The sequence below is a fragment of the Pseudoalteromonas sp. NZS100_1 genome, assembly GCF_015864285.1.
In the GTDB taxonomy this organism is placed as follows: Bacteria; Pseudomonadota; Gammaproteobacteria; order Enterobacterales; family Alteromonadaceae; genus Pseudoalteromonas; species Pseudoalteromonas arctica.
On record NZ_JADYXN010000043.1, the window covers coordinates 1 to 25,197 of the forward strand.

Annotated in this window: 22 protein-coding genes and 2 pseudogenes; 12 read left to right on the forward strand and 12 right to left on the reverse strand. The window is 37.0% G+C overall.

What is annotated here, in order from left to right; all coding sequences use genetic code 11:
* Nucleotides 1-144 (forward strand): annotated as a pseudogene (locus I6F66_RS19185) (IS3 family transposase); the annotation flags it as partial.
* Between the two features lie 129 nt (nucleotides 145-273).
* On the opposite strand, the gene I6F66_RS19190 reads toward I6F66_RS19185, so the two are convergent.
* On the reverse strand, nucleotides 274-1,062 hold the full coding sequence (locus tag I6F66_RS19190) for a CBS domain-containing protein (protein ID WP_197209595.1): 789 nt from the start codon (nucleotides 1,060-1,062) through the stop codon (nucleotides 274-276).
* A gap of 191 nt (nucleotides 1,063-1,253) precedes the next feature.
* Nucleotides 1,254-1,721: a hypothetical protein gene (locus I6F66_RS19195; RefSeq protein ID WP_197209596.1), complete on the reverse strand. Its 468-nt coding sequence runs from the start codon at nucleotides 1,719-1,721 to the stop codon at nucleotides 1,254-1,256.
* A 436-nt stretch (nucleotides 1,722-2,157) separates the two neighbouring features.
* Between I6F66_RS19195 and I6F66_RS19200 the strand changes: the two genes are divergently transcribed.
* Nucleotides 2,158-2,715, forward strand: coding sequence for a TMEM165/GDT1 family protein (locus I6F66_RS19200; RefSeq protein ID WP_076924201.1), 558 nt, complete (start codon nucleotides 2,158-2,160; stop codon nucleotides 2,713-2,715).
* A 60-nt stretch (nucleotides 2,716-2,775) separates the two neighbouring features.
* On the opposite strand, the gene I6F66_RS19205 is transcribed toward I6F66_RS19200, so the two are convergent.
* The 3 genes from I6F66_RS19205 to I6F66_RS19215 form a co-directional block, all read right to left on the reverse strand.
* On the reverse strand, nucleotides 2,776-3,300 hold the full coding sequence (locus I6F66_RS19205; RefSeq protein WP_007581838.1) for a DUF6436 domain-containing protein: 525 nt from the start codon (nucleotides 3,298-3,300) through the stop codon (nucleotides 2,776-2,778).
* The gene (locus tag I6F66_RS19210; protein ID WP_165728422.1) at nucleotides 3,284-4,750 is read right to left on the reverse strand and encodes a methyl-accepting chemotaxis protein; all 1,467 of its coding nucleotides are present in this window, start codon (nucleotides 4,748-4,750) and stop codon (nucleotides 3,284-3,286) included. The genes I6F66_RS19205 and I6F66_RS19210 overlap by 17 nt, the downstream gene beginning before the upstream one ends.
* A gap of 148 nt (nucleotides 4,751-4,898) precedes the next feature.
* Nucleotides 4,899-5,450, reverse strand: a complete 552-nt coding sequence (locus I6F66_RS19215) for a hydrolase (RefSeq protein WP_197160439.1) — start codon at nucleotides 5,448-5,450, stop codon at nucleotides 4,899-4,901.
* Between the two features lie 166 nt (nucleotides 5,451-5,616).
* On the opposite strand from I6F66_RS19215, the gene I6F66_RS19220 reads away from it, so the two are divergent.
* Nucleotides 5,617-10,116, forward strand: a complete 4,500-nt coding sequence (locus tag I6F66_RS19220) for an EAL domain-containing protein (RefSeq protein WP_197160438.1) — start codon at nucleotides 5,617-5,619, stop codon at nucleotides 10,114-10,116.
* Between the two features lie 79 nt (nucleotides 10,117-10,195).
* Here I6F66_RS19220 and I6F66_RS19225 read toward each other — a convergent pair whose 3' ends face one another.
* On the reverse strand, nucleotides 10,196-11,089 hold the full coding sequence (locus I6F66_RS19225) for a cation diffusion facilitator family transporter (RefSeq protein WP_007581834.1): 894 nt from the start codon (nucleotides 11,087-11,089) through the stop codon (nucleotides 10,196-10,198).
* A gap of 383 nt (nucleotides 11,090-11,472) precedes the next feature.
* Between I6F66_RS19225 and I6F66_RS19230 the strand changes: the two genes are divergently transcribed.
* From I6F66_RS19230 to I6F66_RS19240, 3 genes are all read left to right on the forward strand, one after another.
* Nucleotides 11,473-12,924, forward strand: coding sequence for a diguanylate cyclase (locus I6F66_RS19230; protein WP_197139306.1), 1,452 nt, complete (start codon nucleotides 11,473-11,475; stop codon nucleotides 12,922-12,924).
* 117 nt (nucleotides 12,925-13,041) lie between these two features.
* A complete protein-coding gene (locus I6F66_RS19235; RefSeq protein ID WP_166377104.1) occupies nucleotides 13,042-13,995 on the forward strand; it encodes a slipin family protein in 954 nt (317 codons plus the stop codon).
* 21 nt (nucleotides 13,996-14,016) lie between these two features.
* Nucleotides 14,017-14,472, forward strand: coding sequence for an NfeD family protein (locus I6F66_RS19240; RefSeq protein ID WP_197176099.1), 456 nt, complete (start codon nucleotides 14,017-14,019; stop codon nucleotides 14,470-14,472).
* 34 nt (nucleotides 14,473-14,506) lie between these two features.
* Here I6F66_RS19240 and I6F66_RS19245 read toward each other — a convergent pair whose 3' ends face one another.
* On the reverse strand, nucleotides 14,507-15,379 hold the full coding sequence (locus I6F66_RS19245) for an SMP-30/gluconolactonase/LRE family protein (protein ID WP_197160436.1): 873 nt from the start codon (nucleotides 15,377-15,379) through the stop codon (nucleotides 14,507-14,509).
* Between the two features lie 366 nt (nucleotides 15,380-15,745).
* Here I6F66_RS19245 and I6F66_RS22610 point away from each other — a divergent pair.
* A pseudogene (locus I6F66_RS22610) lies at nucleotides 15,746-15,880 on the forward strand (DUF6363 domain-containing protein); the annotation flags it as partial.
* Nucleotides 15,881-15,889: 9 nt separating this feature from the next.
* Here I6F66_RS22610 and I6F66_RS19250 read toward each other — a convergent pair.
* The 3 genes from I6F66_RS19250 to I6F66_RS19260 are packed head-to-tail and all read right to left on the reverse strand — an operon-like array spanning nucleotide 15,890 to nucleotide 18,011.
* Nucleotides 15,890-16,135 carry a hypothetical protein gene (locus I6F66_RS19250; RefSeq protein WP_007581829.1) on the reverse strand — a complete coding sequence of 82 codons (246 nt, stop codon included), beginning with the start codon at nucleotides 16,133-16,135 and terminating at the stop codon, nucleotides 15,890-15,892.
* Complete coding sequence (locus I6F66_RS19255; protein WP_197160435.1) at nucleotides 16,132-17,727, reverse strand: PepSY domain-containing protein; 1,596 nt, start codon at nucleotides 17,725-17,727, stop codon at nucleotides 16,132-16,134. The genes I6F66_RS19250 and I6F66_RS19255 overlap by 4 nt, the downstream gene beginning before the upstream one ends.
* Nucleotides 17,724-18,011: a hypothetical protein gene (locus I6F66_RS19260; RefSeq protein ID WP_024591874.1), complete on the reverse strand. Its 288-nt coding sequence runs from the start codon at nucleotides 18,009-18,011 to the stop codon at nucleotides 17,724-17,726. Before I6F66_RS19260 ends, I6F66_RS19255 begins: the two co-directional genes overlap by 4 nt.
* Nucleotides 18,012-18,246: 235 nt before the next feature.
* Here I6F66_RS19260 and I6F66_RS19265 point away from each other — a divergent pair, with 235 nt between their 5' ends.
* From I6F66_RS19265 to I6F66_RS19280, 4 genes are all read left to right on the forward strand, one after another.
* Nucleotides 18,247-19,017, forward strand: a complete 771-nt coding sequence (locus I6F66_RS19265) for an undecaprenyl-diphosphate phosphatase (RefSeq protein WP_197160433.1) — start codon at nucleotides 18,247-18,249, stop codon at nucleotides 19,015-19,017.
* A 15-nt stretch (nucleotides 19,018-19,032) separates the two neighbouring features.
* Nucleotides 19,033-19,254: a penicillin-binding protein gene (locus I6F66_RS19270; protein ID WP_165729518.1), complete on the forward strand. Its 222-nt coding sequence runs from the start codon at nucleotides 19,033-19,035 to the stop codon at nucleotides 19,252-19,254.
* Nucleotides 19,255-19,463: 209 nt separating this feature from the next.
* A complete protein-coding gene (locus I6F66_RS19275) occupies nucleotides 19,464-21,485 on the forward strand; it encodes an ATP-binding protein (RefSeq protein WP_197160431.1) in 2,022 nt (673 codons plus the stop codon).
* Nucleotides 21,486-21,525: 40 nt separating this feature from the next.
* Nucleotides 21,526-21,786 (forward strand): hypothetical protein, encoded by a 261-nt coding sequence (locus I6F66_RS19280; protein WP_197160429.1) that lies wholly within the window; start codon nucleotides 21,526-21,528, stop codon nucleotides 21,784-21,786.
* A 130-nt stretch (nucleotides 21,787-21,916) separates the two neighbouring features.
* Here I6F66_RS19280 and ahpF read toward each other — a convergent pair whose 3' ends face one another.
* Nucleotides 21,917-23,491, reverse strand: a complete 1,575-nt coding sequence (gene ahpF, locus I6F66_RS19285; RefSeq protein WP_197176101.1) for an alkyl hydroperoxide reductase subunit F — start codon at nucleotides 23,489-23,491, stop codon at nucleotides 21,917-21,919.
* A gap of 154 nt (nucleotides 23,492-23,645) precedes the next feature.
* A complete protein-coding gene (ahpC, locus tag I6F66_RS19290) occupies nucleotides 23,646-24,215 on the reverse strand; it encodes an alkyl hydroperoxide reductase subunit C (RefSeq protein ID WP_007581822.1) in 570 nt (189 codons plus the stop codon).
* 364 nt (nucleotides 24,216-24,579) lie between these two features.
* Between ahpC and I6F66_RS19295 the strand changes: the two genes are divergently transcribed.
* Entirely contained in the window at nucleotides 24,580-25,017 is a 438-nt protein-coding gene (locus I6F66_RS19295) for a PACE efflux transporter (protein WP_165729524.1), read from the forward strand.
* The last annotated feature ends 180 nt before the right edge of the window (nucleotides 25,018-25,197 follow it).

The following is a 25,197-nucleotide window of genomic DNA, read 5'->3' on the forward strand; positions in this document are numbered from 1 at the left end:
TTTATAGATGCTAAATATAGCGTTAGTGATTATATCAACGGATATTACAACAACGTTAGGCCGCATCATTATAATGCCGGTTTAGCGCCAAATGAATCTGAGGTTAGATATCAAGATTCTAAAACTGTGGCCAAATTTTATTGACCACTACACAGACATTGGTGACGCGCTGTTAAGGTGTGACCAACGCAATGACGCTGTAAACCACCTTAAACACTAGATGCACAAAATAGTAAAATGCTTCGCGTTGCGAATCATTCCTGTAACAGCTTGTTATATAATAGTTACAGGAACCAAAACTGTCGTATCAAAGTCTTTGGCTTTCTTCTTGCTTTCAGCCTCAATTACGTCATCTGAAAGACCAACGAACTCTTTAGCCTTGGAAATAGTGCGGGTAATGTGTTCCCAATTTAATCGACCAGTTATGGATGACTGACTATGTGCTATTTCGTTGCGAACAATTTCAAGTTTTTCCAAAAAAATTTTAAAGTTTGTTTTACTAAACCTAAACCTAGCTAAGAATTTGGGAGTCTTCCTAAGAATTTCTTTTTTGTCACAAAGCTGAGCACACTCAACCATAGCGAGATAATCACTACTCCCTCGACGAAGTTTAATAGTTTCATTTACTTTAGTTTGCCTATCTTTGTTTAAAGTCTGAAGCCAAGTGTCGTTGGGATAGTAGTAATTAATCCAAAAATTTACATGTAACTCAATTAAAGAAATTACACCAAATAGATATGTCCTTGGAATTGGCTTATTCAGATCTGAACGTGAAACAATACCCACTATTTGACTATCACGAGTTACATACTTAGATTCAGTTGTCTCCAAAATCTGGAGCAGATGAACTAATGAGGTATTTTCATCTATTTTATGTTCTTCTTCTATATCCTTTACATATTCGGCTACTAAGCCTTGATTCAGAGCTTTTCTTTCTATTTGTCCGACAATATCACCATCATCATTAACGACACATGTCACATCAAAATTTCTCGATTCGAGCGCATGTTTTGCGTGGGGTGCACTATCTGTTTCTTTGCAGCAAAGTACTGGTTCGAACAACGAAAATGCCATGTAGAGACTCAAACCTAGTTCCCTGACGTCGATAACCTGTTTTTGGCGACATCCAAAGTTGGTAACCCATGTAGATAAATCCTAATTGTTATATAACGCGGTGAGTAATGGTTGGCTAGGATGTGGAGTGGAGCGAAGCGAAATTAATCCAATTACTTCGAACCCGACTTATGGTCTTATTATAAAACGGCATTCTTCTTTCGCTCTCGACGATAGGAAATTTTAAAAGATGGCAGTTCAATGAAATAACTATATTTATCGCTGTTTACAACCACGCACTCTTTAGAGGTGAGACTTATACCATATTTTTCTTTTGTATCTCGGTATATTTTCTCTGTAAGTTTATATATTTCTAATGAGTTTTTTCTTAGGGTATACCATTGAAAAAACGAATAAAAAATCAAAATAAATCCAGCAACAATACCAAATTTCAAATTAAATACATAAGCTATCACTGAAGCATCCTTCATACATATAGCTTGACCGACTGCTAATGAGCTAATGATTGCACTCCACTTGAATTTTTCAAGCTGTTTAGAAATTAGTCTCCGTTGAGATAAGTGATATTCTCGTTCTTCCGTTAAACTTAAAATTTTATCTAATTCAGCATCTTTAAAAGGGGGAGATGTAAGTTCATTTATGTGCATATAAAGTTTCCCTTAATATAAATTAACTATTGAACTGGACTTCCCGTGCAGAGTATATCATACGCTTAATTACTCGACGCAAAAAAACCTCAGGGTCAAATCTTGACTTCATATATCATAATTTTTGACAGGCGGCTTCTCGCTCTTTCCTGACTATCAGCTCATTGCCAAAAGCTAACTTTATTACTCCCGACTAAATTAACTATATTCGATTCTTAATATTTACCACGCAAAAGTTTTGTGGAATAATGCCCGCCTCTTAGGGGAGTAGCCCGCTCAGTAATGAGTAAACTTATCAACATAATTGCACCTCGTGTGCATGGTAAGTTTGTAATGTTGTAGCAAGCGTTATCGGCGAGACCTAGGTAGACACTATCCTCATGGCGGGAGATAGTTGTTTGCCTTGGTTTAGTATTCCCGCCTGTAAGAATCAATAATGGAAGTTTTTTTAACCTCAACCGTCACTGTCACACTTGCCGAAATAGGCGATAAAACCCAGCTTTTATCGCTCCTGTTAGCCGCCCGTTTTCGTAATAAAGGCGCGCTTATTCTTGGTATTTTAGCCGCAACCTTACTCAATCATGGTTTATCAGCGTGGTTTGGGCAGTGGTTAAGTAATAGTTTTTCTTCTGAATATTTACCTTGGCTTGTAAACATCAGCTTTATTGTTGTTGGCCTTTGGCTATTAGTTCCAGACAAAGACGAAGCTGTAAGTAGTAAATACGATAGCTACGGGGCTTTTTTAGTCGCTTTTGTATTATTTTTTATTGCAGAAATTGGTGATAAAACACAAATAGCGACGGTGTTGTTAGGGGCACAATATCAGTCTGTGTTTTGGGTAACAGTAGGAACTACGTTAGGTATGCTAATTGCTAACGTGCCTGTTATATACGCTGGTAATGCATTACTAAAAAGAATATCTCTAAACACCGTACGTGCTATTGCTGCTTGTGTGTTTGTGTCATTAGGTATTTATGGCTTAGTTACAATTTAATCAATATTAAAGCTCGCAACTATTGATTTAAGTGCGAGCTTTAGTTTATCGATACGTTATTTATGCATTATTTACACAGTAACATCCCTTGGTTTGTGTAATTAAGAGATTTGAGTTAAAACCAGCAGCTAAATTAGTGACCGCAGTTTCAACAAAACCACTTCCTTGGGCACAAGCTAACCCTTCAGAGAGCGGCCCAGCATAAACAAACTCACCGTTTTTATTAATAATAACGGCGGCAGGCGTTGCCGGAATAACGTGTTTAAGCTTTGGTGTTAATTCAACTTGTACAACCTTCATAGCTTTATTGGCAGCAAAAGAGGTTAACGATGAAATATGCGGCTTAGCTTGTATAGTACACCCGCATTTTTTTTCTGTTATAAGCACTAAAGACGGCTCACCAGTATCAACCCAATCCAATTGCTTTTTAAAGTTATTAAACCAGTGTTTTTGCAATAAAACTTTTGAGCTATCAAACGGTTTAAGCTGCTCTAATTGAAAATAAACTAACCCTGCAACAACACAAATAAGCCATGTAGCTATAAGCGAAAATACGAAAGTGTTAGATTTATTTAAACTTGGCAATGCTTTGCTCTAACACATCAATACTTACATCGATTAACTGCACCTTAGCGGTTAACTGCTGCACTATTTGCGTATCTTGGTACTGATTTTGGCGCATAGTATCAGTACTGCTTGCTATTAATTCAGTATTACCTGCCTGCTCAGCTACAACTTGTGCAACTGAGTCAGAGCTTGAAGATACTGCGGCTATTTGCTCGCTCATTGCTGAAATATTCTCTTTCATTGCAGCACTAATACTTGTTAAATCGACTACAAAATTCACACACTGACTCATTGATTGTGTTGACGTTTTACTATTATTAACAAGATCTTTTAATGTTAGACTAATTTTATCTGTTGTTGCTTTACTATGGTTAGCTAAAGATCTTACCTCATCAGCAACGACAGCAAAACCTCGACCATGTTCGCCTGCACGGGCAGCTTCAATAGCGGCATTTAAAGCAAGTAAGTTTGTTTGCTCAGCAATACCTGATATCTCATTAAGAAGACCTGAAATAACATCGCCCGCTGCCACTAAGTGGTTTATTTTTTCTTCGGTATGGTTAAGTAGTGTTAACAACTCTCTACTTTTAGCGTCTGTTTGAAGCACTTCTTTTAATGCATCACCTGCAGATTGTGTAATGTGATCAACTTGGCGCTTAAGTACCTCACTTTCTTCTTCTACAAGTTTAAAACCATTAGCAACTTGAGCGCCAGAATTAGCAATATCATCAGTTTGTTGTGTACGCTGCACTGCACCACCGGCCAGCTGATCATGAACATGTATAAGCTCTTGTGAGTTTTTTTGCAGTGATTCTGATTGAGTTTGTACCTGTTTAATAACATCAGATAAGTAATCTAGTAACGTGTTAAACCCTGTTACAGCCTCACTTTTAGTGTCATCAGCACGAAGAGAGAGTTTAATGTTTTCAGGGTCTTTCATTATTTGCTCTGTCGCATAACTTAAAGATAAGCCAGCACGACGTTCGCGTTGCAACATTACGGCAATGTAGCCTGCAACTAACACTTCAACTATTGCGTATCCAGCATGAATAAGCACCGTAGTAAAAGCAAGCCTATCAGGGTCAAATACATAAAATCCTGTATTTTGAGTTTGTAAATAATAAAAAGATAAATGATGAACAGCTACAAATACAATTGTAGTAATAAACACTCGCCACTGTACAAAAACAATTAACATGGGCATTAAAATAAATATTTCAAAATGGACTTCAATCAGCCCAAAAGTTTGTTGTATGTGCAAAAAAGAAAACATCATTATGGCGGCAGCTACAACATGAGGGGTAACAGGACTATCCCCTTGTGTGTTTAAAAGCCATATAGGTAATAAACACAATGGCAAACCTATCATAAAGGCCTGCGCTAATGTGTCGAAATACAAGCCAATAGCGATAGATTCGACAAACAAAAGACTAAAAATAATTGTAAATAACCGGCCAATACTAGACATAAGAACCTTAAAATTGTTGTTTGCATTGTTGTTTTATAAAGCAGTCTGCAATATACGTATCAAAACGAGTTTCAGTTTACTGAACACAATAATAAACTACCGACACGTCAAAAAATAATACATTTAATTTACATTATATACATGCGGTCTACTTAATTATAGGCAGTATTTTTTTAAACGTAGGCGTTGCTGCTTTTTTTGTCCATTGAAAAATAACTATTTCAGCGCATGAAATTACCGAACCAGCTTGGCGTAGCTGTTCAATCGCCAAATTTTTATGTTGCGGATTTCTCGAGCCAACTCCGTCGTGTACGATAATAACTTCAAAACCATTTTCTATTAAATCTAAGCATGTTTGTAAAACACACACATGCGCTTCAGTGCCAACAACAACAACTTGCTTTTTACCATAGCTTTTTAACTTATCAACAAAGCCAGGCTCTGCACACGCACTAAAGTACGTTTTATGAAAATACGTAGCATTAGGTAACGTATTTTTAATTTGCTGATTAGTCTCGCCCAACCCCTTGACATATTGCTCGGTTATTAAGACTGGGACGCCGTGAATAATACCCGCCTGCGCTAACTGCAATGTACTTTTTAAAATATTCGGAAAGTCTTTAATTGCAGGAGCAAGCAACTCTTGTAAGTCTATTATTAATAACACGCTTTTTTTTGCATCAATATTAGATAAAACCACTATACTCTCCTTATGAATATTAACTGTTATCTATATAGATTAGCTCACTATTTGAAAATAGAGCTTTTAACTTTAAGTATATTATTTGCAATTAAAAAATAAAAACTTATGCTATATTTACTATCTAGCTAAGTATCATCCTATCCTCCACTGAGAGTGTTTATAAGTGCGTTTGAGCAAACTTTTTTTTCATATCACCATTGTTTTTTTACTATGCATCCAAAGCACTTTTGCATCACAAAACTATGCTCAACAATTACAACGAATTTCTACTGACGAAGGTCTCTCGCAAAGTTACGTTTTGCAGTCGCAAGAAGATGACATTGGCTTCATATGGATAGCAACCCAACAGGGTTTAAACCGTTTTGATGGTTATAAAGTAAAAACTTTTAATGGTGGCTTTGGCTTAGATAAACACTATATTTATGCATTATTTAAAGCCGAAGACGGAAAAATCATTGTCTCAACTGATCTTTCTGGTGCGTATATAATAGATCCCCTCACTTTAAAAACCGAAAAAATCTATTCTGGTCAAATAGATAAAGAAAAAAAGATGTTTTCTCCAATCTCCGCAATGACTCAGCAACAAGATACTTTTTACTTCGCCATAGATGGTCAAATATATACATTTGATGAGACGAGTAAACACTTTACACTTAAGCTAGCACTCCCAAATAAAAGGGACTACATTAGGTCATTAACGATATATAAAAACACTTTATATATTGGTACAAATGATGGTTTATACACTGCAAATATAGATAATTCAGAACTTGTAAAAATCCCTCTTCATCCCCCTGAAAAAAATACGATAGATAATATAAACGTCAAATTTTTAAGTGTTGATAATGAATTAGGATTACTTGTTGGTACTGTCGAAGGTATGTATCAATTAGCATTTGATAATAACAAAAATATATCTGCAGCAAATGTTACAACATTAATTCCTGATTATAATATATGGGATTATGCCAATACTGTTTACGGCGAGTTTGTAGCAACCGAAAGTGGATTATTTAGTTATCACCGCGAAACCAAAGAGTTAGAGTTCATATTAAATTATGAAAAAAGTAAGTTTAATATTAATGAAAACTCAATCAACGATCTAATGATTGATAAGTCCGGCGTGCTTTGGCTCGCATCTAGAACCCAAGGCGTGTTTACCTGGCCAATTAAAACCCGACGGTTTAAACACATTTTTTTACCCGGTAACAATACTGTTCATGCCACCTACCAAGATAAAAATAATATTATATGGCTAGGAACAGAAGATGGAATTGCGCGCTATGACAAATCAACAAATAAAAGTGAAGTATATTTAAGCTCGACCGACTCAAAAGCAATATACGGAGCATCTGCGGTATTTGATATTTTTGCGTCTTCAATTGGAAACGATCAATTTCTTTGGCTTGTTACTTATGATGGTTTTAAACTTTTTGATAAGCAAACGGGTAAAGTTATTGAAAATAAAGACACAGACAATAATGTAATTAACCAGCTCAACTTATTTGGTTTTGCCCAAGTTGATGCAAATAAATATGCATTTATGTCTGATGATAATTTTTATATTTTTAATGAAACAACCGGAAAAACAAGAATTATTAAAGGACTCAAAGAGCAAGTTGACCCTTTATTTTCTTATGCTTTTTATAAACCCCTCGACACACATCCTGAAGAGTTTGTACTTGGCACATCAAAAAGTTTTTTTAGGTACAACGAAAAAACGAAAACTTTAACGACTATATTTCAGTCATTTAATCCTAAAGAAGATATTTTTTACACTGTAGAAAATTTTTACTTAGACTCAAAACGAAATATCTTATGGTTGGCAACCACCCACGAAGGCTTGCTTGGTGTTGACCCAGTTACTTATGAGAGAAAACACTACATAGGATTAAAAAATTCATTTAATACTGACTCTATCTATTCGTTACTTCCTGATGAAAATGGTTTTTTATGGGCAAGTACCGACAATGGTTTATATCAAATAAACCTAGATACACTCAATGTGGTGAGTTATTCAGTAAAAGACGGGTTGAATATAAACCAATTTACTTCTATAGCAGCAACAACATTAAACGATGGCAGGCTTATATTTGGTAGTAATGCGGGCGCCCTACTTTTTGACCCCTTAGACTTTGATGAAAAAGAATTATTTAAAAAAAATAGTGTAGCGATTACCGATATAAATCTTTTTACCAAAGAGCTCGATTATTACCCTCATAAATACCTTAGCCAACCACTTGATCTCAGTTATGAAGACATGGGCCTTACAGTTAGTTTTTCTAACTTTTCTTACCCCAATATAGACAAAGCATATTATAAGGTAATTCTTTCAGGGCCAACGTCCCTTACATATGAAGACTTACAATCTAACCAAGTGTTTTTCACAAAACTTCAACCCGGTAGTTATTCGCTAAAAATATCAGCACATAATCGCGATGGTATTGTTACAAGCGAACCTGCCACACTTAATATCAACGTGGCCTACGCACCATGGAAGTCGCCCTTTGCTATTGTCGCCTATGTAGTTTTAATAATTGCCGTGTTGTTTTTCATTTTTTGGCAATACCGCAGCCGCCAAGTTGCAATTGAACAAGCCCATAGAGCGACTATTCATTCGCAAAAGCAAACAGAACTCGCGCTTAAAAATAACAAAAGTGGCGTGTGGGATTATAATTTTAAAGATGCTTCCGTAAGTACGCTCAGAGGAAGTGAATTAGGCTATACAGGCTTGCCTGTACGTGTACACATAGAACAATTTTTAGCGCTTATACACCCAGATGACCGACGTCGTTTTGAAAACCAATGGGAAAACTACTTCAAGTACAAAAAACAACAAAACTGGCAAGCAACTTATCGTCTACAGCATAAAAATGGGCATTGGTTATGGTATCAAGATACAGGACAAGTTATATACGATCCTCAAACAAATGAGCCGCTATATGTTTCTGGCATATATACCAATATCACGGAGCAACGGGCTAATGAGCAACAAGCAAAAATTCTAGGTGAAGCGTTTAGCCAAATAAACGACTGGTTACTTATACTCGATAAGCATTTAATGCCATTTTCTGCGAACAACAGTTTTATTGAAACGTTTTCAAGTGAACAAGCAGCCACTAAAATTAGCCCAAAATTATTTATTAGGGCCATTGGTAAAGATAAGTGTAGAGAGTTTGCAAATATTTTAAAAAAATTAAAAGCTACAGAAAACTGGCAAAGTGATGCTTATATAAAAACAGCAAAAAGTAACGAACATCCAATACATATAAGCGCCACAGCCGTAACAAAAGATACTGCAAGCTACTACGTGGTTGTTATTACAGATTTAACTGAGCAAAAACGTGCAGAAAACGAACTGCGCTATTTGGCTAATTTTGATCCTCTAACACATCTACCTAATCGTAGTTTAATGTATAAAAATATTGAAGACGCGATTAAACATGCCAATGAAAGTAATACACAATGCGCATTATTATTTATTGATTTAGATAAGTTCAAACCTGTTAACGACTCTTTTGGCCACGCAGTTGGCGATAAGCTACTTTGTAATATTACCCAAAGAGTAAACGGTATGCTTGGCGTAAACGCAAAACTTGGCCGTCAAAGTGGTGATGAATTTTTAGTGCTGATTCAAAATATAAAATCGCTTCAGTCTCTTCGCGATACAGTAAGAAAAATTAGTAATGAGTTAGCTAATAAAGTAATTATTGAAGACTTCTCTATTAATATTTCAGCCAGTATTGGCGTCGCTTTATACCCATTCGATGCTGTAACCACCGATATACTTATCCGTAATGCCGATGTTGCGATGATGCACGCTAAACAAGGCGGGAGAAACGACTTTAAGTTTTTTAGCGATGAAATGAATGAGCTGATAAAACAAAAGTTACTGCTCGAAAATGATTTAAAAGATGCAGTAAAAGACAACCGATTTTTTAATCACTATCAGCCCATTATCGACATAGAAGAAAAAACAATAAATGGCGTGGAGTTACTCATGCGCTGGAAAAATCAAGGACAGTTGGTATCGCCAGCACTTTTTATACCGGTAGCAGAAGAAACTGGTTTAATAGAACTCCTTACTGAGCAAGCATTGCAACGAGCTCTTATTGAAATTGCACCTATACTCAGCGCAAACCCATTGTTTTATATATCTTTAAACTTATCCCCTAAACACATTTTAAAAACAAACATAACCCAGCGGTTAATGTCCATATTAGCGGACTCTCAAGTTCATCCAAGACAATTAAGACTTGAAATAACAGAGAGTATTTTACTAGAAGATAAACTCAAAGCAGCCAAGCAGCTACAAAACTTAAAAGCTGCTGGGTTTAAATTACTACTTGATGATTTTGGTACTGGTTACTCATCACTCACCTACTTGAGCCAATTTCCTATTAATGTTATTAAAATAGATCAAAGCTTTGTAAACAGTATTGGTATAGATAAAGGGGATGAATCGATTATTAAGACCATTCTTTCATTGGCCGAAAACCTAGATCTTTACTGTATTGCAGAAGGAGTAGAAACGCGCGAACAGATGATCTTTTTAGCCGAGGTTGGGTGTACTGTACTGCAAGGTTATTACTTTGCAAGGCCAATGGATGCTAAAGACTTACGTAAAAGCGATTGTTTTAGCAATATCATTGATTTGATTTGATTTGATTTGATTTGATTTGATTTGAAACATTAAAAGCGTGCTAATCATTATTACACGCTTTTATATTAATTAGATGCTACTAATGGATGTGATGGCATTCGTGGCTTTCTATTTGTAATACACTATTGCGTACATTAAATTTTTCAGCTAACAGTTGTTCTACCTTCATACGACATGCTTCATCGTGTTTTTCAATAGTACAATGCTCTTTAAGTACAACGTGCGCCCCGACTACTACCCCCTTATATTTGCGCGTTACAGTGACGTTATGGACATTGTGAACATGCTCCATATCTGTAATCTCACTTTCAATATCTGCAACTTTAGGAAGTTTGGCCTTATTTAAGCGTAAACCTTTTATACAACTAATAATGACCTTAACACCGGTAAACAACACGAAAGAGGCGATTAACATGCTCGATAAAATATCGATAACAACCCAGCCCGTAAAATATATAAGAATACCAGCCACAAATGTCGATACGGTAGAAATCAAATCAAAGAATGAATGTAAAAATACCGCGTAAACATTAATACTCGCTTTGCGGCCTTTATATAAAACCCATGCAGCAGCACCATGAAACAAAAAACCAATAGCAGCAATAACCGACATTAAATAACTATTAATAGCCAGCTCATTTCCTTCATGCTGGTGTATATAGCGCTCACCACCTTCATACAAAATAATTAAACTGATTGCTAGGTATAAAAATCCGTTCACCAGACCACCCAAAAGCTCGGCTCTTTGATGACCATCGTTATAGGTTTTAGCAAAATGAATAGCGAGACTTGATGCAATCAGTGCGATGAATAACGAGCTATTGTGAACAAACAAATGCCCCGCATCGGCAAGTACAGCAAGCGAATTAGAATAATAAGCACCTATAACCTGAATTACCATAAACGAACACGTAATTGCTAGTGCAATAAGTAACCGACGACGAGAAGCTTGGTGTGTAGTGATTTCTGTCATGAAATGCTTGAATAACCTATACTTAAAGTGCAAATAAACCAAAGATGGCTTAGAGTAGAAAAGGGTAATGATATACAGTATCAATTATAATACGTACTGCCCTCAAACGCACTAAAAACTTAGTAAATCAAAAAAAATGTGCTAATAATTAGTAGGGCTTGTTGAACTTCGGTGGTTGAATTTACACCAGTATTTTTGTTTTTTAGGCAAGGCAGAGCCTATGTAGTGTGGCTATTCCCCATAAATAGGCGATAACGCAGCATAAATACCAAACATGCGCTGCCTTTTGAGCTCGATCTAAGGACGATTAACACGCCCAAGTAAAAACAATAAAAATACAATAGATAACAATTTAATTGTGGCTTAAACACATGGAGAGTTGAGTGAGTAATAACCTATCAAATGAAATATGGCGAAACTTGGAGTTACTGCCGTTTTGTGTATTACTTTATGATGCCAATGAAAATATATTTAAAGTTAACAGCCAAGCACAGGACTTGTTTGGCTTAAGAAATAAATCACATTTTAATAAAATTGATTTTTCACACATCACTTTAACCAATCATCACAGTAAAAAAGAACTATTAGTCGAGGAGCTATTCTTTGATTATTTCACTGCAAATAACCAATGCCAGTTTGTTTTATCAAAACAGGTATCTAAATTGCTACTCAATGTAAAATTTGCAAAATTACCTAACTCAAGCTCCATTATTATAATCGATGTATTGAATAATAATGTAGATGAACAATATGATTTTGATAATATTATTTCGAACATATCAACTGACTTAATTGATATTCAAAACGACGACGTTGATAAGCATATCAACTACGCATTAAAAGCTATTGGTACCGTTTGCCACGCAGATAGAAGTTATCTTTTTAAGTTTGCCGAGGATGGTAAAACCATAAATAACACCCACGAATGGGTCAATAATGATATACAAGCATTTAAAGAGGACTTACAAAACCTTCCGAAAAGCGATCTCCCCTACTTTTTTAGTTTGATGGCACGTACTCACTTATTTAGAGTTAACGATGTAACGTCGTTACCCATTCAAGCAATGAGCGAAAAAACAATTTTCCAGCGACAAAAAATAAAATCAGTACTTTGCATTGGTCTACGTTATGACAAAGAGCTCGTTGGCTTTATAGGCTGTGATTGCGTTGTTCAAAAGCGAAACTGGACTGATTTAGACCTTATTCGCTTAAGGTTAGTAGGTGAAATGCTTGCTAATGCTTTCAAAAATTTAAATTACAAGCAAGAGCTACAACAAGCTCAGCAGCAACTCATTAATGCCAATCATAAACTTAACAAACAAGTTAATACTGATGGCCTTACAAACATTGCTAACCGACGCTGTTTTGATCAAACTTTAAAATGCGAAATTAAGCGCGGCGCACGTAATAAAGAACCCATTAGTTTAATAATGTGTGATATTGATTTTTTTAAGCGTTATAACGATAACTATGGACATCAGCTAGGCGATGAAGTACTAAAACGAGTAGCCAAAGCGCTGCACGATTTGTGTAAACGAGAAGGTGATCTAGCAGCTCGTTTCGGTGGTGAAGAATTTGCGATAATTTTACCTGCAGTCGACACAGATCATTGTCAAAGATATGCAGTTCTTATTCAGGAAAAAATTGCAGAACTTGCAATTGAACATAACTTTTCAAGTGCCAGTAAATACCTCACTTTGAGTATCGGATTTTATAGCCTTATACCCAATCAAAAAACAACACCTAAAGAAGTTATAACTAACGCCGACATAGCCCTTTATAACGCAAAAGAAGCAGGCAGAAATAAAATAGCCAGTTTTAAAAAAACCGACTAAGTCGGCGCGCTACAGTGAGTTTTAGTGGTTAAAAGTTCGCTGTAGTGATAATCTATACACGCTGAAATTATAAACAATACAACCACTCAGCGTTTAATTATTATAAGGAATGTTTAAATGGATCCAGTCACACAAATTCTCGATATGGTTTTTACTGTTGAGGCTTTTTTACTTGTTTTTGTTATCGTGCTTTTAAAAAGTAGCGTTAAATTTGTACCACAAAACCGCGCCTGGTTAATCGAACGTTTTGGTAAATACCAATCAACTAAAGAAGCCGGCCTTAACTTTATTATTCCATTTATTGATAGAATCTCGGCTGATCGTAGCTTAAAAGAACAAGCTCAAGATGTACCATCGCAGTCAGCTATCACTAAAGATAACATCTCACTTATAGTTGATGGCGTACTGTACTTTAGGGTACTAGACCCATACAAAGCAACGTATGGCGTTGACGACTATACATTTGCAGTTGTACAACTTTCGCAAACAACAATGCGTTCAGAATTAGGTAAAATGGAGCTTGATAAAACATTTGAAGAGCGTGATTTACTTAATACCAACATTGTTGCAGCTATAAACCAGGCATCTGAGCCTTGGGGTATTCAAGTACTTCGCTACGAAATTAAAGATATTGTGCCGCCTAACTCTATTATGGAAGCGATGGAAGCACAAATGAAAGCTGAGCGTGTTAAACGAGCTCAAATTTTAGAGTCAGAAGGTGATCGCCAAGCAAATATCAACGTTGCTGAAGGTAAAAAACAAGCACAAGTACTTGCTGCTGAAGCCGACAAAGCCGAGCAAATTTTACGCGCTGAAGGTGAAGCAACAGCTATTACTACGGTTGCAGAAGCACAAGCAAATGCACTTATTAAAATAGGTGAAGCTGCAGATACAGAGCAAGGTCAAAAAGCAATTCAGTTAGATTTAGCAACTAAAGCAATCGCGGCTAAAGAAGCGATTGCTCGTGAATCATCAATTGTATTACTGCCAGACAACGCGACAGATGCAAGTTCAATGGTTGCGCAAGGTATGGCAATTATTAATAGTTTAAATAAAAAGAATTTGGGTTAATAACTAAATAAAGAGGTTTGTATGGATTTTATTACGCAAAATTTACCGCAAACACTTATGGTACTTGGTATTGTTGCTTTAATAATAGAAGTAGCAGTACTTGGCCTTTCTACATTTATTTTGTTGTTTTTTGGATTATCGTTATTCCTCACAGGATTATTAATGAGTTTTGGTATTTTACCCGACTCATTAACCACCGCCCTTTGGAGTAATGCAATTGTAACAGCAGGTTTGGCCGTTGTACTTTGGAAACCATTAAAACAAATGCAAAATCGCGTAGATAAAAAGCAAGTGAATAGTGATTTTGCTGAACTTACTTTTGTACTTACTAGCGATGTAACAGAACAAGGTTTAACTACACATCAATATTCAGGTATTAGCTGGAAACTCAAAAGTGAGCAACCAATTAGCGCCGGTACTGAGGTTTTAGTAACCAAAAAAGAAGTGGGTGTTATGTGGGTTAAGCCTAAAAGCTAACCATCACTTTAAAACAAGCACTGTGTATAATAAATTACAGTAAAACGGGCGGCTCAAACTGCCCGTTTTTTATGCCTGAGATTTGAAATACAGCGCCTTGTTCAGTAACAGTATTATTAATCGATTCATCAAATGCCGATGTCACAAGTAACAATTCAGCATTTTTACCGCCAAATGCAGTGCATGTCGGTTTTATTGCACAAAGCTTTATTGTTTTAATTAGCTCACCGCCTGGGGATAAACACATAACACACCCCATTCCCCACACAGCTAGCCACAAATTACCTAATTGGTCGGTTACGCAGCCATCGGGGTCAACATCAGTATTATTAAATTGATAAAAAACACGTGGCTCAGAGCAAGGCTCGCCAGTTTGCTCATCCAAATCTAATACATAAATACAACTCGTTAAAGAGTCGCAGTAATAACCGCGTAAACGTGGCTTATCAAAGCACAATCCATTTGGGATACTCAAGTTACTTACAACGACTTTAAGCTGGTGTTTATAATAACGGTATATTTTACCGTCACCCTTTTTAGCATTTACGTCCATTGTACTTAACCAAAAACCACCCCATGGATCAGCGCGGCCGTCGTTTGAACGCCTATTTAGTTGCGTATTTTCAATATTAAGAATAAGGTGGCGAGTGCACGAATTAATATGGTATTTGTATAAACCAGTACTTGTACCTAGCAACAAGTGCTGCTCATCAATCCACGCTATTGCACTTAGTGTATCAGGCATATTAACTGTTTTTAGTTGGCTTTCGCTGTGTATTTTTTTGCTTAAAAGTAATTTTTTATTTATGTCGACCCAAAAAAAAGTATTCAGCATAGGGTGCCAAAGAGGACTTTCTGCAAGCTGACTCTGTGTGCTTTCAAAAATGGTTACGCTAGGATCAAACATAAGTAATTATTCTTTATTATTAACAAAGCCTTGTAACCCAAACCTTACCAGAAAACAGTTGATTTCGCGATACGTACCTGGCTTTAATTTATCAACATGCCCTAGGGCGTGTTGATCTTTGGTGGGTGAATTTGCAGCAGTATGTTTGGTTTTTAGGCAAGGCGGAGCCTATGTAGTGTGGTTATTCCCCATGAATAGGCGATAACGCAGCATAAATACCAAACATGCGCTGCCCTTTGGGTTCTTTCTAGGGACGATTAACTCTTTGTTGCTCGGTTTTTACTTAGCCCACTAGGTTACAAACCTCGCGCCGCGATTTAATCGCCCCTAGATTGAACAAATTTCAATCCACAAAGATCAACACGCCCTAGTGACTGCAAAATCAATATCATTGCACCACCGGCTAATTTTAAAGTTGGGCGTACCACTAAAAAGTTTGAAATACTTAATAGTGGTTACAACATGGGAGTTGATACTGCTAAGACCTTTTTAGCTAAATAACTGCATTATTTAACCTAATAATTGCGGTGCTTTACCCGCAATAACTGCGGTTAGTAAACCAGCTAACATAGCTCCTACAACGGTGCATATTGCACCGCCTAAAATACCGTAAACACTCATAAAACATATCAGCGCTAAACCAAATAGCAGTGCACTTAAAAATGTTTTAGTCGCTAATGTAAGTGTGTTTTTTCGTAGGTTGAGCATCATTAATAATAAACTTACCATCGCAATTGTAATTAGTAGCTCGTTCATGCGGGTTGTACCTCAACTTGTAATTTTTGTGTGTTTTTTATTTTTAAGGCAACAAATATACACGCAACACCCACCGCCATAAAGCTTATATCTACTACCGCAACAAGCGAACTATTAAAGTTAATAACATTGCTCACTCCAAATATAATGTTAAGCGGCAGCACTAAAGCAAGCGAAGCACCGCATAATAAAAGAGTCAGCTTAAAGTAGTTTTTATAACCTATGGGTAATACACTCAAGAGTAACCATGCCAACCACGTATAAAAAAACACGGGTCCAAAAAAGCTATTTTGCGCCACACCAACAACGCTATAATTAAGTACAACTTGCACAGGAAATAGCACAAAGCTTGCTAATACCAAACCGCCACAACTGCCAATAATAAAACGATTCCAGCGTGCATATGCCTGCATACTCAGTGAAGGGCTACTGCCACGTGTGCGCTTTGTTAGCCACATCATCATGCCCGAAATAGGTAAAAGCGCAGTACTTAAGCCAAGCAATACCCAAAGTAATTTTACAAACACTCCTGCAAAGTTCCCAAAGTGCAGCGGAAACATCAACTCAATTACTTTTATCGAAACACCTGAAATATCACCAAAACTACTCATCGACTGCACAAACTCACCATTACCCTGATAATGCAGTAACTGAGAAGCAACAGCCTCGCCACCTAACAAACGCAAATATACCTGCGCGTTCGCATCGTTATGCGCCATTATGGTTACATCTCTAATTATTGCTTTAGGGTAACGACTATGAGCATGCTCTAAAATAGTGTCTATTTTTGTAGGTTGCTTAATGTGACTAACTACAGGCTCAGGAATGGCGGTAAACGTTTCTATTAACTTATCTTGATCGCCACCAAAGCTCACAAACGCAGCGGCTGGTAGTAAAATAATGGTCGCGAGCCCTAAAAATGATCCTGTAAAACCAATTACAATGTTAAAAACGCTGCCCCAAATACCTATAACCTTATGAGCATCGCTCACTGCAATATCTAACCCTTTATCTCGCCTAAACGTAAAGAGCTCTTTTATCAATTTGCGATGAATAAACAAGCCTGTCACTGCACTTACTAAAAGCGTTAAACCTAAAAATCCAGTGAGTATTAACCCTATTGGTCGCCCTAAATGCAAATCTGCATGAAACTCACCTATATAAGTTGGTGCATCCGTTTTTTTATTGGCGTAAAACTCTTTACTAGGCCCATAGTAAGTATTTTCCAGCGTCAACGTATCGGGATGAAATTGAAATACTCTGGCCACCTCTTGGTCGTAATTTTCATCGCCATGGTGAGATTCAAATACCAACGTTAACAAATGAAAGTTATGCCCACTTGGTAAAAACACATGAATGTTTTCGCCAAATTCACTAGGTACTTTTTTATGGTATTCGTTTACTAGTCGGTTAATTTGCGCGCTGGCAACGTATTGGCTAGATTGTAGTTCTGGATTAGCCCATATTTTTAACTCAGGTCGCGACAGAACTGCTAACGCCCCACTAAATGCAACAATAAATAGCAGTACCGCAGTAATAATTCCTACCCAGCTATGTAATAAAAATAGCTTTTTTAAAGTAATCGACTTCATCCCTGCCCCTGCGTTAACGCCCAAAAACTCAATAAACCATGTAATACACACAATGCAATCATTACTACAAAAGGTTGCCATACTTTTTGCGCCAAATACGCATAAATAAACAACGCAGTCCAAATAATAGGAAAGAGTAAAATAGGCAGTAATATTTGTTCATTCATTTGAAACGGTAAATAGGTTGTCATACCCGGAATCATTATTACCGCTGTAACTAGCGCTAATACACACGCAATTAGGTGCCTTCGCCGTGTAGCTGTAAACGTTTTTTTATTATTCATTATTCGCTCAGTAAATTTGCCCAAACATATACAAAACAGCACATGCAAATGATAACAATTGCTATTATATTGTGCATTTAATGCTTAATGCAATTTATTAAACAAATTAAGTCTAAAAACACTGTTGGTTTGCCTTAAGAGCTTTTATGCTACGCCTCGCAATTTAGGTACGCAGTAATGCGTCATTTCAGTTAAGCCGAGTTCGGGCTTTTTAATTTTCAGGAAGCAGTAAACCGTGGATATAATTAACGCGATTATTTTAGGTATTATTGAAGGTATAACAGAATTTTTACCCATATCATCAACTGGGCACTTAATTGTAGCGTCAAAGTGGTTAGGCATTGAATCAACAGATGCTAACCTCGCCTTCGAAGTAATTATCCAACTTGCCGCCATTTTAGCGGTACTAGCAAACTATAAAGACAAGTTCAGCCCTAAACATTTCAATTTATGGGTGAAAGTTGCCATTGCATTTATTCCCTTGGGTATTATTGGCTTTATATTTAGCGATGTAATAAAAACACTATTTAGCGTACCAGTAGTAGGTGTTATGTTTATTGTAGGCGGTGTGATTTTTTTACTATTGGAGCGCAGTTATAAAGAGACTCACTGCACAACTACCGATGTAACCCAAGTTACTTATAAACAAGCTCTTTGGATTGGCGTAGCACAAGTATTTGCGTTAGTTCCAGGGACTAGTCGTGCTGGAAGTTCTATTGTTGGTGCCATGTTGTGTGGTTTAAACCGAAAAGCCAGCGCTGAATTTTCATTTTTACTTGGTTTACCTGTACTTGCAGCAGCCTCAGGGTACGACTTACTTAAACATTACCAACTGTTTAGCTTAGATGACCTAACTGCCCTTGCTATGGGTTTTATTACCTCTTTTGTTGTTGCCTATTTTACTATTAAACTGTTTATTCGATTTTTAGAAAACTTCACTTTTGTAAGTTTTGGTATTTATCGTATTGTATTTGGTGTTATTTTATTAACCCTAGCTTACATTTAAAATTCGAGGAAAATCATGAGCGAAAAAATAAACGAAGAAGCACTCCACGCACTTAAAATAGCCTTTACGTATATGCCTAAAGCTATTGAAGTTACAAAGTACGAATATGGCGAACGCTACCAAACAGTGCTTGATCACATAGAAGCTGTACGCGAAACATTGCTTATTAACGATGTAGATCCAGAAGAAGTGGGCGGCGATATCAACCCGCAATATACCCCAAATTCAACGTATTAAAAGTATACCGCTGAGTATTACATGCTCGGCGGTATACTTTTAATAAACCACTAACTTAGTTCATAAAAACATAAGGTTATAAAATTTAATACGTATCAATTTTAGTTATTAGTAATTAAAACTGCTAAACTGGATTTTAAACTAATACCAATGCCCTAATTGGCCTATGTATTATATAAATTGAACAAAAGCTTACGGGGTGTTTTCTTTTGAATTTTTTACGATGTTTTCACGATATAGTTTCTAATCAATCTCTTGATTTTGAAAATAAAATTAATAAGCTCTTAGTGTTTGGGTTAGAAGTATTTGACCTTGAGCTAGGTATTATTAGTAAAGTAGATGAAAACAGCTACACCGTTTTATATGCCAAAACCCCTGACAACTCACTTTTACCCGGTACCGTGTTTGAATTACAAGGCACCTATTGCGTACATACGCTCGCTGCAGGCTCTGCACTTGCCTTTCATAAAGCATCTCAAAGCGCAATTGCAAACCACCCCTGTTATATAAACTTTCAGTTAGAGTCTTATATTGGCGCGCCAATAAAAATTGGTAAAAAAACATTTGGTACCGTTAACTTTTCATCCATAAACAGCTCTCCAGCTTTTAATGATGCAGCCTATGATTATATTGAGTTATTTGCACAATGGCTTGGATCGGAATTTGCTCGCACCCAAACTAAAGAACAACTCATAAAAAATAGTAATACTTTATTAAAGTTAGAAAACGTTGCAAATATAGGTACGTGGGAGGTTGATCTAATCTCCGATAAAATTACCTGGAGCGAGCAAACATACCTCATACATGAGGTGGATGAACAATTTCAACCGCAAATGAATTCTGCAGTCGAGTTTTATAAAGAAGGTCCAAGTCGTGAAGGCATTACTCGCGCGGTAGAATTAGCCATAGAAAAAGGCAAAAAATGGAATCTAGAACTAGAAATAGTAACCGCTAAAAATAAACATTTATGGGTGGCTACCTTTGGTGAGGCCGAATTTGATGAAGGCCGATGTGTCCGATTATTTGGCACCTGCCAAGATGTCACCGAGTCAGTAATGCTCCGAGAAGAGCTTAAACAAAAGCAAGCTCAAGCAGAGCGCCTACTTGAAGACAGAAGCATGCTATTTGCCAAAATCAGCCACGAATTAAGAACCCCACTGAATGGCATTACAGGTATGCTAACCACATTAGTTGATGAACACAGTGAAGAAGTTCGCGCTGAAAAAATTAAAATAGGACTTAGAAGCGCCGATATTTTACTTAGTATTATTAACGAAGTGCTCGATTTTTCTAAAATTAATCATGGTGAGCTAAAGCTTGAACCTACTGACTTTTTACTAAAAACAATTTTTACCGATTTAACTTCTTTGTATACACCTCTATTTAAAAACACGCATGTAACGCTACAAGTAAATAATACAATTGATGACAACTGCTGGGCGTTTAGCGACAACACACGCCTTAGCCAGATTGCTTCTAATTTACTGAGTAATGCACTTAAATTTACTGAAAATGGTTCAGTTACATTAAACACCAGCCTTTCTAAAATAAAAAATAAGCTAAGTTTAAATATTGAAGTGTCTGATACAGGCCGAGGAATGAGTAAAAACTTTTTAGAATCACTGTTTTCTCCTTTTTCTCAAGAAGTAGATGCTAAGAATTCAAAAGGTGGAACAGGCCTTGGCCTTGCAATAGTAAAAGAGCTTGTTGAATATATGGGCGGGAAAATAAAGGTAGACAGTACACCTAATAAAGGCACTACGTTTTTAGTAAATATTCCTATTGAGAAAGGGACAGAACAAAAACAAGAAAGCCTTAAATCAACGTTAGATATCAACGGCAGTGAACTATCAGTGCTTGTAGTCGATGATAACGACATCAATCGGTTAGTACTTCATGCCTCTTTAGGCAAGCTTAATATTAAAGCAGACTCAGCAGTTGATGGCCAAGATGCTGTATTAAAATGTCGCCAAAAGCATTATGACCTTATTTTTATGGACTGCATAATGCCCATACTCGATGGATTTGAGGCAACAAAGCAGCTTAGATCAGAAAACATCTGCTCGCATGAAGAAACCTACATAGTGGCTATAACTGCTAATACTTCATCACAAGACAAACTTGCCTGCAAACAAGCCGGTATGGATATGTTTATATCAAAACCGTTTAAACTACCCATACTTGAAAAAGCGGTTATTAATGCGCTTGAGCATACCGTAAAAATCAGCTAATTTTTACTGCACTGCCACTGGTAAAAAATAAGAACATAAAATGAAAAACATAATTAGAACTATATTACTAACAGTACTTATTGTTGCAGTATTTAAAGGCGTTTCAACTGACCAGTGGGATTCATCAATAACCGTTGTAATCGTATCGGGTATTTTGTTTTTAGTTACGTTCATAAGTGCTAAGTCATCACGCGGTTCATCAGCTTATACTGGGAGTGACTCTTCAGTTTATTCTAGTAGCAACTCATCTCATTCCCATACAGATTGCGGCGGTGGTGATTCTGGTGGTGGATGCGATTAAATTGCATACTAATTTTTGAGAATAAAAAAAGCCGCCTTTGGAGAAGGGCGGCTTGGGTCAACAAACAGCTATGGGTGTAGCCTTGCTGTTATATCAAGAGAGTTTTTACTAAATTTTTTATTAAATAATGTTAAGCAGCACTTTGATCAGCTTCTTCAGAGTGACGAATTAAATAATCAAATGCGCCTAAGCTTGCTGTTGCACCACTGCCCATTGCAATAATAATTTGTTTAAACGGAGTATTGGTTGCATCCCCCGCGCCATAAATGCCTGGTAATGACGTCGCGCCTTTAGCATCAATCAGTATTTCACCAAATTTGCTTAATTCAAGGTCGCTGTCTTTTAACCATTCTGTATTAGGTATCAAACCTATTTGTACAAATATACCGTCAAGTTCAAGCTCTTTGCTCTCTCCCGACACTCTATCTGTGTACATTAAGCCTGTTACTTTTTTACCATTACCTAATACTTCAGTTGTTTGTGCACTTTTGATAATAGTAATATTAGCCATGCTTTTAGCTTTACGGATAAGTACTTCATCTGCACGTAATGTGTCTGCAAATTCAAGTACTGTAACGCTTTGTACAATATTGGCTAAATCGATTGCCGCTTCTATACCTGAATTACCACCGCCAATTACAGCAACAGGTTTACCTTTAAATAAAGGGCCGTCGCAATGTGGGCAATATGCCACACCATGGCCGCGATATTCTTGCTCCCCGGGTACGTTCATTTCACGCCAGCGTGCACCGGTGGCAAGTACGAGCGACTTAGCTTTAAGTACTGCGCCATTTTCTAGTGTAATTTCGTAGCCATTGTTATAACCAAGTGCTGCTGCGCGCTGATTATGCATTACATCCACGTCGTATTCTTTAACGTGCTCTTCAAGCTGGGCAACCAATTTTGGCCCTTCAGTGGCTTTAATCGAAATAAAGTTCTCTATTGCTAGTGTATCGGCAACTTGTCCGCCAAATCGGTCGGCAACAATACCTGTATTTAACCCTTTTCGTGCTGAGTAAATAGCAGCCGATGCGCCCGCAGGCCCGCCACCAATTACAAGTACATCAAATTTGTCTTTTTTACTTAGCGACTCAGCTTGGCGCTGTGCACCTTTGCTATCTAGTTTATTAAGTATGTCGGTAAGACTCAGTGCACCTTGGCTAAATGGTTCGCCATTTAAATACACAGCCGGTACAGCTAAAATATTTCGCTCTTCTACTTCATCTTGAAATAATGCGCCATCAATCATGGTCGCTTTAATATTACTGTTTGTTGCTGCCATAGTATTAAGTGCTTGGACTACTTGCGGGCACGTTTGGCAACTTAAACTTATATATACTTCAAAGTTGAGCTCTTGAGTAAGCGATTGTATTTGCTCAATGTCTTCACTTTTGGCTTTACTTGCGTGTCCGCCAGTATGTAAAAGCGCTAACACTAAACTTGTGAATTCGTGGCCCATAGGTACGCCTGCAAACGTAATATGAGTGTTTTTAATAGGTGAATGTACAACCATTGACGGGCGACGTGCGCTTGTGTCGGGGTTGTTTATTACCGTAAATTTATCGCTCAGTGAGGCTAAATCGTTTGCTAAGCTTTCTACTTCTGCTGATTTTTTGCTGTCATCCAAGGCAATAAGCAGCTCAACAGGTTGAGTAAGCGATTCGAAATGGCTTTTTAATTGATTTTTTATGTTGTTATCTAACATGGCTTAACCCTTTTAGGAAAATTTAAACAGCAAGCCTCCCATGCCAAATAATGCATGTGCTTAAACAAGTGTATTGATATAGGAGGCACCAACAAACGGATGTTCGTTGATTTAAGGGCAGTTACCTGCCCTTATAGTAGGAATAAATCTATACTTAGATTTTACCAACTAGGTCTAGTGAAGGTGCAAGTGTGTCTTCACCTGGCTGCCAAGATGCAGGGCAAACTTCACCGTCGTGAGTTGCAATGTATTGTGCCGCTTGTACTTTACGAACAAGTTCTTTAGCGCTACGGCCAATACCTAAATCGTGAGTTTCGATAATTTTAATTTCGCCTTCTGGGTTCATTACAAATGTACCGCGAAGTGCTAAGCCTTCTTCTTCAATCATTACGCCAAAGCTACGAGTAATACGTCCTGTTGGGTCGCCAATCATTGGGTAAGTAATTTTACCAATTGTGTCTGACGTATCGTGCCATGCTTTGTGAGTGAAGTGAGTGTCAGTCGATACTGAGTAAACTTCTACGCCCATTTCTTGAAGTTGTGCGTAATAATCTGCAACATCACCAAGTTCAGTAGGACATACAAATGTAAAGTCTGCTGGGTAAAAGAAGAAGATTGACCATTTACCTAGAACATCTTTTTCAGACAATTCTACAAAGTCACCGTTGTGGTAAGCGGTTGCATTGAATGGTTGTAATTTTGTGTTGATTAATGAAGTGCTCATGGTATTTCCTCATCTATGTTTAATGTATTTAAAAAGTAATCAACGCTTTCGTTTTAAACGACCTTTTGCGTTGGCTTGATTAGTACAATAAGGCTAATGGGAAATTAAATAAAATTGATTGTTTAGATTAAAGCAATCTGTTTTTTAGATTGCAAGCAATATCCATAAATATGGGGGAAAACAACAAGCCAGCCAACTGTTTGGTTTATATCCAACAAGCTAAAAATAGCCAATAAACGCAGGTAATTTAGATACGTTTATGGCGTACTTACAGCAACATACCTGTACAATTATTTAAAACGCGAGGTACAATTTAACTGTATCAATCAATTGTTAAGCTAAGTATCTTAAACAGGGATTAATTATGACTCCTAAAAAACGCCGAGTATTACAGGCTGTCTTATATGAATTTTTTGCCATTGCCTTTGTTGGCCCTATTATCAGCTTTATTTTTGACAAATCAGCCTCTTCAGCAATCGGTTTAGCGATTGTTTTATCAAGTATTGCACTTGGCTGGAATTATGTATTTAACGCTTTATTTGAACGCTGGGAAGCAAAGCAAGCTGAGCGAGGGCGTACTTTAGGCAGGCGTCTATTGCACGGCATTGGTTTTGAAGGTGGGTTGGTATTATTACTAATCCCTGTAATGTCGTTGTGGTTAAATATATCAGCCCTAAATGCATTAATAGCAAACCTTGGCCTGTTTGCGTTTTTCTTTATCTATGCAATTATTTTTACATGGGCGTTTGACCGCGCTTTTGGCCTACCAGAATCCGCCAAAAGTGATAAAACAACGCAGTAAAACACCTTTTAATTAAGCCTCTTTAAGCTGTCTCTTATACACAAATCCCTGCTAAGAAATTAGCGGGGATTTTTTTGAACTAAATCTCAATGTCATGATCAGATCTTCAAATCTTGTTTGAGGGCACATTATGATTAACGAACATACTCATTGGGCAAAACAACAATTCGGTAAATCGGA

Excerpts from the sequence above, each read along its gene's own strand:
- I6F66_RS19260 (WP_024591874.1), bottom strand. The coding sequence starts at position 18,011 with ATGAATAATAAAAAAACGTTTACAGCTACACGGCGAAGGCACCTAATT.
- ahpF (WP_197176101.1), bottom strand. The coding sequence starts at position 23,491 with ATGTTAGATAACAACATAAAAAATCAATTAAAAAGCCATTTCGAATCG.
- ahpC (WP_007581822.1), bottom strand. The coding sequence starts at position 24,215 with ATGAGCACTTCATTAATCAACACAAAATTACAACCATTCAATGCAACC.
- I6F66_RS19245 (WP_197160436.1), bottom strand. The coding sequence starts at position 15,379 with ATGTTTGATCCTAGCGTAACCATTTTTGAAAGCACACAGAGTCAGCTT.
- I6F66_RS19225 (WP_007581834.1), bottom strand. The coding sequence starts at position 11,089 with ATGACAGAAATCACTACACACCAAGCTTCTCGTCGTCGGTTACTTATT.
- I6F66_RS19235 (WP_166377104.1), top strand. The coding sequence starts at position 13,042 with ATGGATCCAGTCACACAAATTCTCGATATGGTTTTTACTGTTGAGGCT.
- I6F66_RS19240 (WP_197176099.1), top strand. The coding sequence starts at position 14,017 with ATGGATTTTATTACGCAAAATTTACCGCAAACACTTATGGTACTTGGT.
- I6F66_RS19255 (WP_197160435.1), bottom strand. The coding sequence starts at position 17,727 with ATGAAGTCGATTACTTTAAAAAAGCTATTTTTATTACATAGCTGGGTA.
- I6F66_RS19295 (WP_165729524.1), top strand. The coding sequence starts at position 24,580 with ATGACTCCTAAAAAACGCCGAGTATTACAGGCTGTCTTATATGAATTT.
- I6F66_RS19195 (WP_197209596.1), bottom strand. The coding sequence starts at position 1,721 with ATGCACATAAATGAACTTACATCTCCCCCTTTTAAAGATGCTGAATTA.
- I6F66_RS19250 (WP_007581829.1), bottom strand. The coding sequence starts at position 16,135 with ATGAACGAGCTACTAATTACAATTGCGATGGTAAGTTTATTATTAATG.
- I6F66_RS19280 (WP_197160429.1), top strand. The coding sequence starts at position 21,526 with ATGAAAAACATAATTAGAACTATATTACTAACAGTACTTATTGTTGCA.
- I6F66_RS19200 (WP_076924201.1), top strand. The coding sequence starts at position 2,158 with ATGGAAGTTTTTTTAACCTCAACCGTCACTGTCACACTTGCCGAAATA.
- I6F66_RS19270 (WP_165729518.1), top strand. The coding sequence starts at position 19,033 with ATGAGCGAAAAAATAAACGAAGAAGCACTCCACGCACTTAAAATAGCC.
- I6F66_RS19210 (WP_165728422.1), bottom strand. The coding sequence starts at position 4,750 with ATGTCTAGTATTGGCCGGTTATTTACAATTATTTTTAGTCTTTTGTTT.